At 63.8% G+C, this 15,027-nt stretch carries 11 protein-coding genes and 2 tRNA genes; 9 read left to right on the forward strand and 4 right to left on the reverse strand.

The window, feature by feature from the left end:
• On the forward strand, positions 1-792 hold the full coding sequence (locus BKM74_RS14965) for an amino acid ABC transporter ATP-binding protein (protein ID WP_086466519.1): 792 nt from the start codon (positions 1-3) through the stop codon (positions 790-792).
• A gap of 73 nt (positions 793-865) precedes the next feature.
• Here the strand turns inward: BKM74_RS14965 and BKM74_RS14970 are convergent, their stop codons facing one another.
• The 3 genes from BKM74_RS14970 to BKM74_RS14980 all read right to left on the reverse strand — a co-directional run bounded on the left by BKM74_RS14970 (position 866) and on the right by BKM74_RS14980 (position 3,336).
• Positions 866-1,879: a GNAT family acetyltransferase gene (locus tag BKM74_RS14970; RefSeq protein ID WP_086466520.1), complete on the reverse strand. Its 1,014-nt coding sequence runs from the start codon at positions 1,877-1,879 to the stop codon at positions 866-868.
• On the reverse strand, positions 1,876-2,739 hold the full coding sequence (gene sseA / locus BKM74_RS14975) for a 3-mercaptopyruvate sulfurtransferase (RefSeq protein WP_086466521.1): 864 nt from the start codon (positions 2,737-2,739) through the stop codon (positions 1,876-1,878). The genes BKM74_RS14970 and sseA overlap by 4 nt, the downstream gene beginning before the upstream one ends.
• An 81-nt stretch (positions 2,740-2,820) precedes the next feature.
• Positions 2,821-3,336 carry a GNAT family N-acetyltransferase gene (locus BKM74_RS14980; protein ID WP_086466522.1) on the reverse strand — a complete coding sequence of 172 codons (516 nt, stop codon included), beginning with the start codon at positions 3,334-3,336 and terminating at the stop codon, positions 2,821-2,823.
• Between the two features lie 207 nt (positions 3,337-3,543).
• Here BKM74_RS14980 and BKM74_RS14985 point away from each other — a divergent pair, with 207 nt between their 5' ends.
• From BKM74_RS14985 to BKM74_RS15020, 8 genes are all read left to right on the forward strand, one after another.
• Positions 3,544-4,059 (forward strand): SixA phosphatase family protein, encoded by a 516-nt coding sequence (locus tag BKM74_RS14985; protein WP_176342555.1) that lies wholly within the window; start codon positions 3,544-3,546, stop codon positions 4,057-4,059.
• Between the two features lie 139 nt (positions 4,060-4,198).
• A complete protein-coding gene (locus tag BKM74_RS14990; protein WP_086466524.1) occupies positions 4,199-5,833 on the forward strand; it encodes a CYTH and CHAD domain-containing protein in 1,635 nt (544 codons plus the stop codon).
• A gap of 92 nt (positions 5,834-5,925) precedes the next feature.
• A tRNA-Cys gene (locus BKM74_RS14995) sits at positions 5,926-5,999 on the forward strand.
• Between the two features lie 164 nt (positions 6,000-6,163).
• Positions 6,164-6,238 (forward strand) — tRNA-Asn (locus BKM74_RS15000).
• Between the two features lie 176 nt (positions 6,239-6,414).
• The gene (locus BKM74_RS15005) at positions 6,415-7,080 is read left to right on the forward strand and encodes a protein-L-isoaspartate O-methyltransferase family protein (RefSeq protein WP_086466525.1); all 666 of its coding nucleotides are present in this window, start codon (positions 6,415-6,417) and stop codon (positions 7,078-7,080) included.
• Positions 7,081-7,184: 104 nt separating this feature from the next.
• Positions 7,185-8,591, forward strand: a complete 1,407-nt coding sequence (locus BKM74_RS15010; RefSeq protein ID WP_176342556.1) for a TolC family outer membrane protein — start codon at positions 7,185-7,187, stop codon at positions 8,589-8,591.
• A gap of 98 nt (positions 8,592-8,689) precedes the next feature.
• Positions 8,690-9,328, forward strand: a complete 639-nt coding sequence (locus BKM74_RS15015; protein ID WP_086466527.1) for a DUF2497 domain-containing protein — start codon at positions 8,690-8,692, stop codon at positions 9,326-9,328.
• A gap of 149 nt (positions 9,329-9,477) precedes the next feature.
• Positions 9,478-12,126, forward strand: a complete 2,649-nt coding sequence (locus BKM74_RS15020; protein WP_086466528.1) for a valine--tRNA ligase — start codon at positions 9,478-9,480, stop codon at positions 12,124-12,126.
• 5 nt (positions 12,127-12,131) lie between these two features.
• Here BKM74_RS15020 and uvrA read toward each other — a convergent pair whose 3' ends face one another.
• Positions 12,132-14,981: an excinuclease ABC subunit UvrA gene (uvrA, locus tag BKM74_RS15025; protein WP_086466529.1), complete on the reverse strand. Its 2,850-nt coding sequence runs from the start codon at positions 14,979-14,981 to the stop codon at positions 12,132-12,134.
• Positions 14,982-15,027 lie beyond the last annotated feature (46 nt).

The raw sequence follows: 15,027 nt of genomic DNA on the forward strand, positions 1-15,027 counted from the left end.
ATGAGCGTCGAAGCGGTGAGCGACACCGAAAACCATATCAAGTCACTGATCCAGAACGAGGTTGTTATCCAACTGGCGAGCGTGAACAAATGGTTCGGTGAGTTTCATGTCCTGAAGGACATCAACCTCTCGGTCTATAAGGGCGAGCGGATCGTGATCTGCGGCCCCTCAGGGTCCGGCAAATCGACCCTGATCCGCTGCATCAACCGGCTGGAGGAGCATCAGAAGGGCGACATTCTGGTGAACGGGGTGACGCTGGACAGCAATCTGAAGAACATCGACGCGATCCGCGGCGATGTCGGCATGGTGTTCCAGAGCTTCAACCTGTTTCCGCATCTGACCGTGCTGGAAAACTGCACGCTGGCGCCGATCTGGGTGAAGAAGATACCCAAGAAGGAAGCCGAGGAAATCGCCATGCAGTACCTGGAACGGGTGAAGATCCCGGAACAGGCGGATAAATATCCCGGCCAGATGTCCGGCGGCCAGCAGCAGCGCGTGGCGATCGCGCGGTCGCTGTGCATGAACCCGTCGATCATGCTGTTTGACGAGCCGACCTCGGCGCTCGACCCGGAGATGATCAAGGAAGTGCTGGACGTCATGGTCGGGCTGGCCGAAAGCGGCATGACCATGCTGGTGGTCACGCATGAGATGGGCTTCGCCAACAAGGTGGCGGACCGCATCATCTTCATGGACCAGGGCGAGATCGTGGAGCAGAACGTGCCGTCGGAATTCTTCACCAACCCGAAATCCGACCGGACCAAGCTGTTCCTGAGCCAGATTCTGGATCACTGAGCGCGGTCGCCAATACAATAAAAAGCCGGCGGTGGGGTGCCCATCGCCGGCTTTTCTGTTTTGCGGGCTGGTGTCAGCGCCGGTGCGCGGGTACTTCCAGGCCGAACAGATGCGGGTGCGGCAGCCGGTGGGTTTCACGGCGTACCGGCTGGAACCCCATTTTCTGATAGAGCGGCAGGGCGCGCGGGTGGTCGAGGTCGCAGGTGTTCACCGTCACCTTGCCCGGGGTGGCCCGGCCGGGGCTGCTGCTCCAGGCCTGGTCGATGCCCCAGTTCAGCAGATAGCCGCCAAGTCCCCGGCTGATGAATTCCGGCATCAGGCCGAAATAGGCGAGGTCTACGACATCCGCCTCGCGGCGGTCGAGCTGCACCATGCCGGCCGGCACGCCGGCCACCGACAGCACGTAGAGATCGACATTCTCGTCCTGGATCGTGGCGGCGATCTCCGCATCCGAGGAGAGCCGCTGATTGACCCAGGCCCAGGGCGCGCCAATGCTGTTGTAGAGATAGCGGTAGAACGACACGGTCGGGTTTTCTGCCCGCTGCAGGCTGAGCCGCAGGCCGGACGGTGCCGGTACTGTCGGGCGAGTCGGCTGCTGGCGCATTTCCAGATAGGTGACGGTGGTCTCTATCGTCCACTGCTCGGCGGGGGCGGCGTCCGTGCCGGGGCCGCCGCGCAGCCAGCGCGTCAGCAGGCTGCGCTCTTCCTCGGCATAGCCCAGCTTCTCGTAGAACGCCTTTACCTTCATGTTGGTCGGCCGGACCAGCAGCATGACCTTGCAGATGCCATGTTCCGCCAGCCAGTCCTCCGCCGCCTTCACCATGGCGCGGCCATGGCCGCCGCCCTGGATGTCCGGATCAACGGCGACATAATACATCCAGCCGCGATGGCCCTCGCTGCCGACCATGGCGGTGGCGGCAATTCGGCCGGCTTCCTCGCCAACCAGAATCTCGCTGCTGGGGTTCGCCCGGGCACGCGCGATGTCGGCTTCGGGATCGTTATAGGAGACGGTGAGGTTGCATTTGCGCCAGAGGGCGGCGATCTCGTCAGCCTCGTCGGGCCGCATCGGCCGGATCGAGAGACTCATCCCACGGCCGCCCCCACGGCCACTGGCGTATCGTCGCGCTTGCCCCATTCGGCCCAGCTGCCGTCATAGACCGCGACATCGTCGCGGCCGACAAGGTAGAGGCCAAGCGCCAGCACGCAGGCCGTCACGCCCGACCCGCAGCTCGCCACGATGGGCTTGTTGAGATCGACACCCGCCTCGGTGAACCGGGCACGCAGCGCCTCGGCGGGCTTCACGGTCTTGTCCTCGGGATTCAGCAGATCGGTGAAGGGCACGTTCAGGCTGCCCGGAATCCGCCCTTTGCGGCCCGGCCAGACTTCCGGCTCCTCGCCGCGCCAGCGGCCGGCGGAGCGGGCATCGACGATCTGCGCGGCCTTGCTGTCCAGATTGGCTTTCACCTGATCGACCCGGCGCAGCAGCGCCTCGTTCGGCCGGGCGGTGAAGTGCTTTTCTTCCGCCTGGCTGGGGCCGGCCGCGACGGCGCGGCCTTCGGCCAGCCATTTCGGCAGGCCGCCATCCAGCACGGCGACATCCCGGTGGCCGAAGACGCGCAGCATCCACCAGGCGCGCGCCGCGCTCATCAGGCCGAACTGGTCATAGACGACAACCTTCACGCCATCGCCGATGCCGAGCTGCCGGACCTTGGCCGAGAATTTCTCGGGGCTTGGCATCATGTGCGGCAGATCCATGCCTTCGGCGGAAATATCGTCGATGTCGAAGAATACGGCGCCGGGGATGTGCTTCGCCTCGAACTCCGTGCGGCCGCTTTTCTTCATGGCCGGCAGGTAATAGCTGGCATCGATAATCCGCACGGCAGGGTCGTCCAGATGGTCCGCCAGCCATTGCGTCGAGACCAGGGCGTCGGGCTTGGCGTAACTCATCGGGGAAACTCCACAGGATCGTTAAGGAAGCACGGAGCCTAGCCCCGCCGCCGATGCCATTCAATAATATCTGAAAACGGCCTATTTCGCGGCGATTGCCGGGTCCTGGGCGCCGTCGAGGAATTGCCGCAGATTGCCGCCTGCCAGCCGGTAGAAGATTTTCTCCGCCTTCAGCAGCGTCGCCATGCCTTCATAGAAGCGCCTTGCTTCCTCGTTCCAGCTGTCGGCGGTCCAGTCGATCTGGAAGGCGCCGCGCTGCAGGGCGACCTCTGCCAGCGCGCGCATCAATGCCAGTCCGACGCCGAGGCCACGCGCCCGCTTGGTCACGAAAATATCCTGAATGAACAAGGAGTTTCGGCAGATTGCGACGGCATAGATCTCGCTGAAGGCGACCATGCCGAGCGGCTCGTCGCCATCCATCGCCAGCAGCAGTTCGACCGTTTTCCGGTCGCCATTCAGGGCGGATTTCAGTTTGCGGATCATGTCGGGGCGCGGCAGCGGCGGCGTGACCCCGTAAAACTGCAACAGTTCGCGGCTAAGATCGACGATAGCGTCGATATCGTTCGGGCCGGGAGCGCGTATCTCGAAGGAGGGCATCGACGTTACCTGCCGCGCAATGTCTGAGGTGCGCTCGTCATCGGTGGAACGGTCTTCCGGAAAAGTTCGGGCTATAGTCGGCGATTCAGGGCGCTACGCCCTTGCGGACAATGCCCTTTCGCCTCTGTCGAAGTCAATTTGTCACTTCCGCTTTCTCCCAGGCATGACCATATAAATCGCAAAACACCATCAGGGATGCCGCCACGTATGAAGACGCTTTACCTGCTTCGCCACGCGAAATCGAGTTGGGACAATCCGGGATTGAAGGATGAAGAGCGGCCGCTGAACGAACGCGGGTTCCGCGCGGCGACCGTCATGGGGCTCTATTTCGCGCAGTGCGGTTTCCGGCCGGACGTGATCCTGTGCTCGACCGCGCGGCGCGCGCTGGAGACGCTGGATCAGGTGCGTCCGCGCCTTGCCGGCAAGCCGGCCCTGACCATCGACAAGGCGATTTATCGTGCGGATTCGGCGGCACTGCTGGCGTTGGTACGCGACCTGCCGGAGACCGCCGGATCGGCACTGATCGTCGGCCACAATCCGGCTCTGGAAGAGTTCGCCCTGGCCCTGGCGGGAAGCGGCGCAAAAGAACTGCGTGCCGGCATGGCGGAGAAATACCCAACCGGCGCTCTCGCCGTCCTGTCCCTGCCGAAGCAGCCCTGGGCGGAAGTCAGCTGGAAAGCGGCTGAGCTGCGCAATTTCACAAGCCCGAAGGATCTGGTGTAGGCGCCGGACGAATTCTCACCCTCGTGCATTACAGAATTGTGACAGTTGAGGAATGGCTTTTTTCCCTGCCGCGATTGCACCAATTTCAGGATTCGTATAGGGCGTTGTTGCCATAGTTGGATTTGAGGCTGTCGTGGCAATGTCTGGTGACGAGAGGCGAACAGGGGGCGGGCACGAGAGCGGCCGCCCGCGGGAAACCGAGCTGAAGCTGGCCCTCGATCCGGCGCTGGCGGAGCGCCTGTGGCGGCATCCGCTGTGGAAGGCCCATGCGCCGAGCCGCACTGTCAGCCGGCAGTTGCGGGCAATCTATTTCGATACGCCGGATTTGCAGCTTGCCCGCGCCGGGGTCGAATTGCGGGTGCGGCGCCAGGGCCGCCAGAATATCCAGGCGGTCAAGGCCCGCGGCGCCTATGCCGCCGGCCTCGTGCAGCGCGACGAGCTGGAAGTGCCGGTCCCCGAGGCGCTGCCCCATGCGGTTCCGGTGCCCGAACGTATTGCCGATGCAGCGCTTCGCAGGCTGGTCGAGCAGGCGGTTGCGGAAGGCCTGGCGCCGATCTTCGAAACCGACATACGGCGCTGGGAACGCAGCATCACCTATGGCGGCGGGCGGATGACACTCTGCCTCGACCGTGGGGCGGTACGGGTCGGCGAAAAACAGTCGCCGCTGTGCGAGCTGGAGATCGAACTGGTGGACGGTCCGGTCGGACTTGTGTTCGATCTGGCGCAGGAGCTGCTGACGCATGTTCCCCTGCGCGTTGCCCATGGCGGCAAGTCGAAGCGGGGCTATGACCTGCTGCTGGACCGCCAGCCCCGGCCGGAAAAGGCGGAAAAACCCGCGCTTAGCCGCCAGATGATGCTGGAGGATGTGCTGGCCCTCAGCGTGCGCAGCTGCCTCAAGCAGATACTCGCCAACGAGGTCATCGTCTGCCAGGGCGACGATCCGGAAGGCGTGCATCAGATGCGGGTCGGATTACGCCGCCTGCGCTCTCTTTTCACGGTTTTCACGCCGGTCCTGCCGGCGGCGCAGACGGAGCATTTCAAGGCGGAGCTGAAATGGCTGGCCGGCGAGCTGGGCACGGCCAGGGACTATGATGTGTTTCGCGACGAGATCGTGCGGCCCGTCCAGGCGCGTTTTTCGACGGCCCCCGGTATGGCGGGCCTGCTGAAGGACGCGGACCTGGTCGGTGCGCAGGCCTATGAGCGTGCCCGGACGGCGATTGCCGACCGCCGCTACACGCGGCTGCTGCTCGACCTCAGCCGCTGGATCGCCGAGGCAGGCTGGCGGGAGCAGAATTTGACGGAAACCGGTGCGCAGCTCTTCGCGCCGGCGCGTGACTTCGCCGATGCGCTGCTGGAACAGCGCGGCCGCAAGCTGCGCAAGAATGGCAAACGCCTGCTGGCCGGCCCTCCCGCGGACCGGCATCTCCTGCGTATTCACGTGAAAAAGATGCGCTATGCGGCGGAATTTTTTTCTGAGCTTTATCCGCGCAAGAAGACCGGCCCCTATCTGAAAAGGCTGGCGGCGCTGCAGGAAGTGCTGGGCCATATGAATGATGTGGCGGTTGCCGAGAACCTGCTGTTACCGAAAGAAGGTGCGGGCAATTCCGGTAAGGATGCCCAACGGAACGTCCAGCGCGGCCATGCGGTCGGTCTCGTGCTGGGCTGGCATGGAAGGGCTGCGTGGGAGCACGGCAGGGAACTGGACAAGCTGTGGCGCCGGCTGCAGGCAAGCGACAGTTTCTGGCGCAAGCCGTCCGCGTCCGACAGGCTGTGACCTTCACGTGCAGATAACCGCCAAGAGCGCTTGACCGCAGCGGCGCGCGGAGCCTATATCTTCCGCCCCACGGTCAAACGGCCGTCGCCGCCGGCCCGGTGGCAGAGTGGTTATGCAGAGGACTGCAAATCCTTGTACGTCGGTTCGATTCCGGCCCGGGCCTCCAGCGGCTTCCGTTTGCCGGATACCGGACCGATGCTGCCGCTAATTTTCGACGGCAGCGAATTCGGGCTGGAAAGCGGGAGGGGGCTTTGCTATAAGGCCGGCCTCCCAAGGCGGACCGCACAACGGTTCGTCAAGGATCGCAGCGGGATATCGCGCTGTTGCTGATCCCCGGTAGCTCAGCGGTAGAGCAAGCGGCTGTTAACCGCTTGGCCGGCGGTTCGAATCCGTCCCGGGGAGCCAATTCGAAGAAAAGGGTGCGTCGCAGGACGCGCCCTTTTTTATTTCGTTTTGTGTGCAGACCTGTCCGGGCGTTGTCAGGGGACGGGGAGGGGGATATAACTGCGCACGGCGGCTGCGGTCGCCTATCGATAGGCTTGAATCCGTTCGATATCGTCAGACACTTGCCGGGTAGAATCATGACGAATTTTGCGGCCGCGCGACACAATATGGTCGAGAGCCAGCTTCGCACCAACAAGGTGACGAATGCGGCCATCATCGAGGCTTTCGAGACGGTTCCGCGCGAACTGTTCGTCCCGAAGGCCTATCGTGGCATCGCCTATCTGGATGAAGACCTGCCGATTGGCGAGCAGCGCCATCTGATGGAGCCGGTGGTGCTGGCCCGGCTGCTGCAGGAGGCGCGCATCGCCGCCACCGACGCCGTGCTGGATATCGGCTGTGCCACGGGCTATTCCACGGCGATTCTGGCGCGCCTCGCGGCCTCCGTGCTGGGGCTGGACGCGGTGGAGCCGATGGTCGATGAGGCCAATCGCCTGCTGACCGAACTGAATTGCGACAATGCCGCCGTTATCCACGGCGCCATGCCGGATGGCTATGCCAAGCAGGCGCCCTATAACGCCATCGTGCTGAACGGCGCGGTTGAGACCATTCCCGGCGTGCTGGTCGATCAATTGGCCGAGGGCGGCCGGCTGCTGGCCGTGCTGCGCGAGCCGGGGCAACTGAACGGTGTCGGCCGGGCGGTGATCGTCACCAAGACGGGGGGCGTGGCCTCGCGCCGCGTGCTGTTCGATGCCTCGACTCCGCTTTTGCCGGGCTTCGCCAAGGAATTGGGGTTCGTCTTTTAAGCCGGTCTGGGTTACGGTTACCCACTTTGTTTTCCTTGGATATTCTGTCGCCAAATCTGAAAGGCCTCATGATGTTGCCAAAGCTTACCGGCGCAAACCAGACCATGGCTGATCCGGCGCGCCGTACTGGCTGGCGCGGTCTGCTGCTGGGTGGCGCCGCGGTCGTTGCGCTGGCCACCGGGTTCGTCTTGCCGTCGCCGGTATCCGCCCAGACGCTGAGCGAGGCCCTGGCGCTGGCCTACGAGACCAACCCGGTGCTGCAGGCCCAGCGTGCCCGGCTGCGCGAGACGGATGAAAGCCTGGCGCAAGCGCTGTCAAACTGGCGGCCGACCGTCAGCGTATCCGGCGAAATCGGCAAGACCACGACGGAAGTCGAGCGTTTCGGCAACGAAGACACGCAGAGCAGCAATACGCGGACGCCATCCCGCGCCACCTTTGCGGTGAATCAGCCGCTCTATCGTGGTGGCCGCACCACTGCTGAGACCGATCGCGCGGAAGCCAGCATCCAGGCGCAGCGTGCCCAGCTTGTCTCCACCGAGCAGCAGGTCTTTCTGCGCGCCGCGACGGCCTATATGAACGTGATCCGCGATGAGGCGACGCTGGAATTGCGCGTTAACAACGTGCAGCGCCTGCAGCGCCAGCTGGAGGCGACGGGGGATCAGTTCAATGTCGGCGAGGTAACGCGCACCGACGTGGCGCAGTCCGAAGCGCGGTTGGCCCAGTCGCAGGCGGATCGCGTCGCTGCAGAAGGCCAGCTTGCGGCCTCGCGTGAAGGGTTCATTCAGGTCGTCGGCATTGCCCCGACGCGCCTCAGCGAGCCTAACGTGCCACTGGATACGCCGGAAGACCGCGAAGCCGTTCTGGCCGAGGCCGCGCGCAACAATCCGAACGTGCTGACGCAGCGTTTCTCGATCGATTCTGTCGCGGCGCAGACCAGACAGATTTTCGGCGAGACCCTGCCGCAGGTGACGTTGAGCGCTGAGGTCAGCCGCTTCGAAAACCAGCAGCTGCGCGATTCGCGCACTGATGAGGCCTCTATCTTCGCGACGGTGAGCGTGCCGCTGTACCAGTCGGGGTCGGTCAGTTCCCGCGTCCGGCAGTCGAAGCAGCAGGAGATGCGTGCCCAGAACGCGCTGGAGGATGCGCGGCGCACTGCCGTTTCCGATGCGGCGGCGGCCTATGATAATCTGGAGGCGGCCAAGGCCCGCATCGATTCGCTGGTGACCGTCATCGGTGCCGCGGAGATTGCCCTCGATGGCGTGCAGGAAGAGGCGAAGGTCGGGTCGCGCACCATTCTCGACATTCTCGATGCGGAGCAGGAGCTGCTGAACGCCCAGGTCAGCCTGGTGTCGGCACAGCGTGACGAGATTGTCTATAAGCTGCAATTGCAGACGGCCATCGGCCATCTGACGGCCAGGGACCTCGGGCTTCAGGTTCAGCTCTACGATTTCGAGAAGCACTACCGCGAGACTCGCGGCCGCTGGTGGGGCTTTGATATTTCCGAGGATTGATCCGGTATTACCGGCAGGCCCGACGAATTTCGCCGGATGCTAGCCAAGGGGCATATTCTGTTCTACTGTAAAACGAAATATCATTATCTGGCGGCAAGATGAGCGAAAACAAGGCAGAAGAACCGTCAATGGAGGAGATACTTGCGTCGATCCGGCGCATTATCTCCGAAGACGGCGCGGCAGACGAAGCCGAGCCTGAACCGGCACCAAAGGCTGCCAAGCCTGCGCCGAAGCCGCAGCCCGTAGCCGAGCCGGAACCCGAACCGGAAGTGGATTTCGAGGCGGTTCCCGCCGAAGAGCCGGAACCCGAGCTCGAACCCGAAATAGAAGAAGAAGCCTTCGTCCCGGACGAGGAAGAGGAAGATATTCTCGATCTGACCGAGAAGCTCGAAGACGAGCCGGAAGCCGAGCCGCTGTTCGAGGAACAGAAGCGGCGGGCGCAGGCCGCCCCTCCGCCGGTTTTCGAGGAAGAGGACGAGGATGAGGGGCTGGTGTCCCCGCCGAAGCGCGAGGAAGCCGTTTCCGCCTTTGCGAACCTGACCTCCTCGCTTGAGGCACGGCATCCGGAACTACCCATCGGGGCAGGCCACAAGACATTGGAATCGCTAACCAAAGAGGTTATGCGCCCGATGTTGAAGGAATGGCTCGACAAGAACCTGCCGCATATCGTCGAGAGGTTGGTCCGCGAGGAGATCGAGCGGATCGCCCGGCAGGGTCAGCGCCACCCGGAAGACTGAACCGATTTACCGCCCCATCGGATCCGCCCATCCCGCAGGGATGACCGGCGGTGTTTGGTGTTAGCCGTTGGCAGGGCGGGCCGCTTGGCGTAGATAAAGCGCCTCAAGCCATTCCATAGCAGACCAGACGAAACCGAGGATTTTCGAGAATGCTGGGCAAGACTTTCGAGCCGGCCGCGATCGAGGCGAAATGGTACCCGGAATGGGAGAAGAGCGGCGCCTTCCGCTGCGACCCGACTTCGGCCAAGACGCCCTACACGATCATGATGCCGCCGCCGAACGTCACCGGCAGCCTGCATATGGGCCACGCGCTGACCTTCACCCTGCAGGACATCCTGGTCCGCTATCACCGGATGAAGGGCTATGACGTGCTGTGGCAGCCCGGCACCGACCATGCCGGCATCGCGACGCAGATGGTGGTCGAGCGCCAGCTCGAATCGCAGCAGATCACCCGGCACGATCTCGGTCGTGAGAAATTCGTCGAGAAAATCTGGGAGTGGAAGGCCGAATCCGGCGGTACCATCATCAACCAGCTGCGCCGGCTGGGCGCCTCGGCCGATTGGGAGCGCGAGCGCTTCACCATGGATGAGGGCCTGTCGCATGCCGTGCGCAAGGTCTTTGTGCGGCTGTTCAAGGAAGGCCTGATCTACCGCGACAAGCGGCTGGTGAACTGGGATCCGCGCCTGCTGACGGCGATCTCCGATCTCGAGGTCGAGCCGCGAGAGGTGAAGGGCAAGCTCTGGCATTTCCGCTACATGCTGGCCGATGGCAGCGGCCGCTCGATCACCGTGGCGACCACACGCCCGGAAACCATGCTGGGCGACACTGCCGTAGCCGTGCATCCCGAGGATGAGCGCTTCACCGATCTGGTTGGCCAGATGGTCGAACTGCCGCTGGTCGGGCGCCTGATCCCGATCATCGCTGACGAGTATTCCGACCCGGAAAAGGGCACCGGTGCAGTGAAGATCACCCCGGCGCACGACTTCAACGATTTCGAGGTCGGCAAGCGGCACAATCTGGAGATGATCAACGTTCTCGACCGCGAGGCGCGGATGAACGAGAACGTGCCGGAGGCCTATCGCGGCCTCGACCGCTACAAGGCGCGCGAGAAGATCGTCGCCGATATCGAGGCGCTGGGCCTGTTGGTCGAGATCGAGGACCACCCGCACACCGTGCCGCATGGCGACCGCTCCGGCGTCGCCATCGAGCCCTGGCTGACCGACCAGTGGTTCTGCGATGCCGCCACGCTGGCCAAGCCGGCGTTGGAGGCGGTGGAGACCGGCAAGACCGAGTTCGTGCCCAAGCAGTGGGAAAAGACCTATTACGAGTGGATGCGCAACATCCAGCCCTGGTGCGTGTCGCGTCAGCTCTGGTGGGGCCATCAGATCCCCGCCTGGTACGGGCCGGATGGCAAATATTTCGTCGAGGAAACCGAGAAAGAAGCTGCCGCCGCCGCCGATGCGCATTATGGCAAGCCGGTAGAACTGACCCGCGATCCCGACGTGCTCGACACCTGGTTTTCCTCGGCGCTGTGGCCGTTCTCCACGCTGGGCTGGCCGGAGGAGACGCCGGAGCTGAAGCGGTACTATCCCGGTGACGTACTGGTCACGGGCCTCGACATCATCTTCTTCTGGGTCGCCCGCATGATGATGGCCGGTATCCATTTCGAACAGGATATCCCCTTCAGGACGGTCTATATCCACGCCCTGGTGCGCGACGAGCGCGGCCAGAAGATGTCGAAGTCGAAGGGCAATGTCATTGACCCGCTGGACCTGATCGACCGGTTCGGCGCCGATGCGCTGCGCTTTACCCTGACGGCGCAGGCCGGGCAGGGGCGCGACATCAAGCTGGCCGAGAGCCGGGTCGAGGGCTATCGCAACTTCGCCACCAAGCTGTGGAACGCAGCGCGCTATTGTGAGATGAACGGGGCACAGCCGGTCGCCGGATTCGATCCCGCCACGGCGAAGCAGCGGGTCAACCGCTGGATCGCCGGCGAGGTGGTGCGAACGGCGAAGAAGATTTCACAGGCCTTTGAAACCTATCGCTTTAACGACGCAGCCGGGGCGGCTTACCAGTTCGTCTGGGGCAGTTTCTGCGACTGGTATCTGGAATTCACCAAGCCGATCCTGCTGGGCGAGGACGAGGCCGCCAAGGCCGAAACCCGCGCCATGACCGGCTGGGCGCTGGACCAGATCCTGCTGATGCTGCATCCGATGATGCCCTACATCACCGAGGAGCTGTGGAACGCGCTTGCCGAGAAGCGGGGCGGGCTGCTGATTTCCGCTGCTTTCCCAGAACTGCCGGACAGCCTGATCGATGCGGAGGCGGATGCCGAGATGGAATGGCTGGTCCGTCTGATCAGCGATATCCGCTCGGTGCGCAGCGACATGAATGTGCCGCCCGCCGCCAAGGCGCCGCTGCAGGTGAAGGGCGCCAGCGCCGCCACCCTGGCGCGCTTCGACTCGCATAACGACATCATCCTGCGCATGGCCCGACTCTCCGGGGTCGAGACGGTGGATGACACCGCCAAGGGCGCGGTGCAGATCGTCCTCGACGAGGCCACGCTGGCCTTGCCGCTGGCCGACCTGATCGACGTTTCGGTGGAAAAGCAGCGCCTGACCAAGGAGATCGACAAGGTCGAGGTGGAGATCAAGAAGATCGCCGCCAAGCTGGCGAACGAGAATTTCGTCGCCAAGGCGCCGCCCGAGGTGGTCGAGGAAAACCAGGAGCGCAAGGCCGACGCCGAGGCCACCCGTGACAAGCTGTCGGCGGCCCTGCAGCGGCTGGCGGCGGTGTAGGCCCGTTACGCCAGCTTTTTCTCCAGCGCCCGGCTGAGATAGGGCTTCAGGTAGCGTCCGGTGTGGCTGCGCGGGTTTTCGGCCACTTCCTCGGGCGTGCCGATGGCGACGATCTCGCCGCCGCCGGTGCCGCCCTCTGGGCCAAGATCAATGACCCAGTCGGCGGTCTTGATGACCTCCAGATTATGCTCGATCACCAGTACCGTGTTGCCCTGCTCGACCAGCGCGTGCAGCACTTCCAGCAGCTTCTTCACATCCTCGAAATGCAGGCCGGTGGTGGGCTCGTCGAGGATGTAGAGGGTGCGGCCGGTGGCCCGGCGCGACAACTCCTTGGCCAGCTTCACGCGCTGCGCTTCGCCGCCAGACAGGGTGGTGGCCTGCTGCCCGACATGGACATAGCCGAGCCCGACCCGTTCCAGCGTTTCCATCTTGTCGCGGATCGAGGGGACGGCCTGGAAGAATTGCGCCGCATCCTCCACCGTCATGTCCAGCACATCGGCGATGGATTTGCCCTTGAAGTGGATTTCCAGCGTCTCGCGGTTGTAGCGCTTGCCCTTGCAGACGTCGCACTGGACATAGACATCGGGCAGGAAGTGCATCTCGATCTTGATGACGCCATCGCCCTGGCAGGCTTCGCAGCGCCCGCCCTTCACATTGAAGGAGAAGCGGCCGGGCGCATAGCCCCGCGCCTTCGCTTCCGGCAATCCGGCGAACCAGTCGCGGATCGGCGTGAAGGCGCCGGTATAGGTGGCGGGGTTGGAGCGCGGCGTGCGGCCGATCGGCGACTGGTCGATGTCGATTACCTTGTCGATCAGCTCGATCCCCTCGATGCGGTCATGCGGAGCGGCATGCTCGCGCGCATTGTGCAGCCGCCTGGCCAGCGCCTTGTACAGCGTGTCGATGATCAGGGTCGATTTGCCGCCGCCTGACACGCCGGTCACGCAGGCGAAGGTGCCGAGCGGGATATCGACCGAGACATTCTGCAGATTGTTGCCGGTAGCGCCGGCCAGCCGCAGAATATGGCCCTTCTTGCCCTTGCGGCGCTTTGTTGGCACCGGCACCTCGCGCATGCCGGTCAGGTACTGGCCGGTGATGCTTGCCGGATTCTGCATCACCTCTTCGGGCGTGCCGCAGGCGACGACCTTGCCGCCATGCGCGCCGGCGCCCGGCCCCATATCGACCAGATAATCGGCGGCGCGGATCGAATCCTCGTCATGCTCGACCACGATTACCGTGTTGCCGATATCGCGCAGCCGGCGCAGCGTGCCAAGCAGCCGGTCATTGTCGCGCTGATGCAGGCCGATGGACGGCTCGTCCAGCACGTACAGCACGCCGGTCAGGCCGGAACCGATCTGCGAGGCAAGCCGGATGCGCTGGCTTTCGCCGCCCGACAGCGTCGCCGAGGCGCGCGACAGGGTGAGATACTCAAGCCCGACATTCATCAGGAAGCCGAGCCGCTCATTGATCTCCTTCAGGATGCGCAGCGCGATCTCATTCTGCTTGTCGGTCAGCTTATCGGAGAGGCTGCCGAACCAGTCATGCGCCTCGGCAACGGAGAATTCCGCTACTTCCGAGATGTTCAGCCGGTCGAGCTTTACCGCCAGTGCCTCGGGTTTCAGGCGCTGGCCGCCGCAGGTCTCGCAGGGGCTGACACCCTGGAACTTGCCCAACTCCTCGCGCACCCAGGCGCTGTCGGTCTCGCGGAAACGCCGGGCCAGATTGGTGACGATGCCCTCGAAGGGCTTGTTCGTGGTGTATTTGCGCAATCCATCGTCGAAGGTCATTTCGACCGCATCCGCCCCGGTGCCGAACAGGATGCCCTGGCGCACCGCCTCCGGCAGGTCGCGGAACGGCGTGTTCATCTTCACGTCGTAATGCTTCGCCAGGCTTTTCAGCGTCTGCTTGTAATATTGCGAGGTCGAATTGGCCCAGGGGGCTATGGCGCCCTCAGCCAGGCTCAGCGTGTCGTTCGGCACCACCAGATCAGCATCGAAATACATCTTGGTGCCCAGCCCGTCGCAGGCCGGGCAGGCGCCGAACGGGTTGTTGAAAGAGAACAGCCGCGGCTCGATCTCATCGATGGTGAAGCCGCTGACCGGGCAGGCGAACTTGGCGGAGAACACCGTCCGCTCGCCGCCATCGGCATTCTCCGCGATGGCCAGGCCGTCGGCCAGTTCCAGCGCGGTCTCCAGCGAATCGGCGAGCCGCGTCGCCAGGCCCTCGCGCACCACCAGGCGGTCGATCAGCACCTCGATATCGTGCTTGCGCTTCTTGTCCAGCGCCGGCGCCTCGTCGATCTCGTACAGTTCGCCATCGATCTTCACCCGGGTGAAGCCGCGCTTCTGCAGTTCCTGCAATTCCTTGCGGTATTCGCCCTTGCGGCCGCGCACGATGGGGGCCAGCAGATACAGCCGCGTGCCTTCCGGCATCGCCACGATGCGATCGACCATCTGGCTGATCGTCTGGCTTTCGATCGGCAGGCCGGTGGCGGGCGAGTAGGGGATGCCGACACGCGCGAACAGCAGGCGCATGTAATCGTAGATCTCGGTGACCGTGCCGACGGTGGAGCGCGGATTCTTCGAGGTTGTCTTCTGTTCGATGGAGATCGCCGGCGACAGCCCCTCGATCAGGTCCACGTCCGGCTTGCCCATCAGTTCCAGGAACTGGCGGGCATAGGCCGAGAGGCTCTCGACATAGCGGCGCTGTCCCTCGGCATAGATCGTGTCGAAGGCCAGCGATGACTTGCCGGAGCCGGACAGGCCGGTGATGACCGTCAGGCTGTTGCGCGGCAGATCGACATCGACACTTTTCAGATTGTGCTCGCGGGCACCGCGAACGCGAATGGTCTCTTGCATGGGGCAAACCGTCTCGGGAGGTTGTGGCCAGAACTATATGGCGGGC

Source organism: Oceanibaculum nanhaiense, from assembly GCF_002148795.1.
GTDB classification, from domain to species: Bacteria; Pseudomonadota; Alphaproteobacteria; order Oceanibaculales; family Oceanibaculaceae; genus Oceanibaculum; species Oceanibaculum nanhaiense.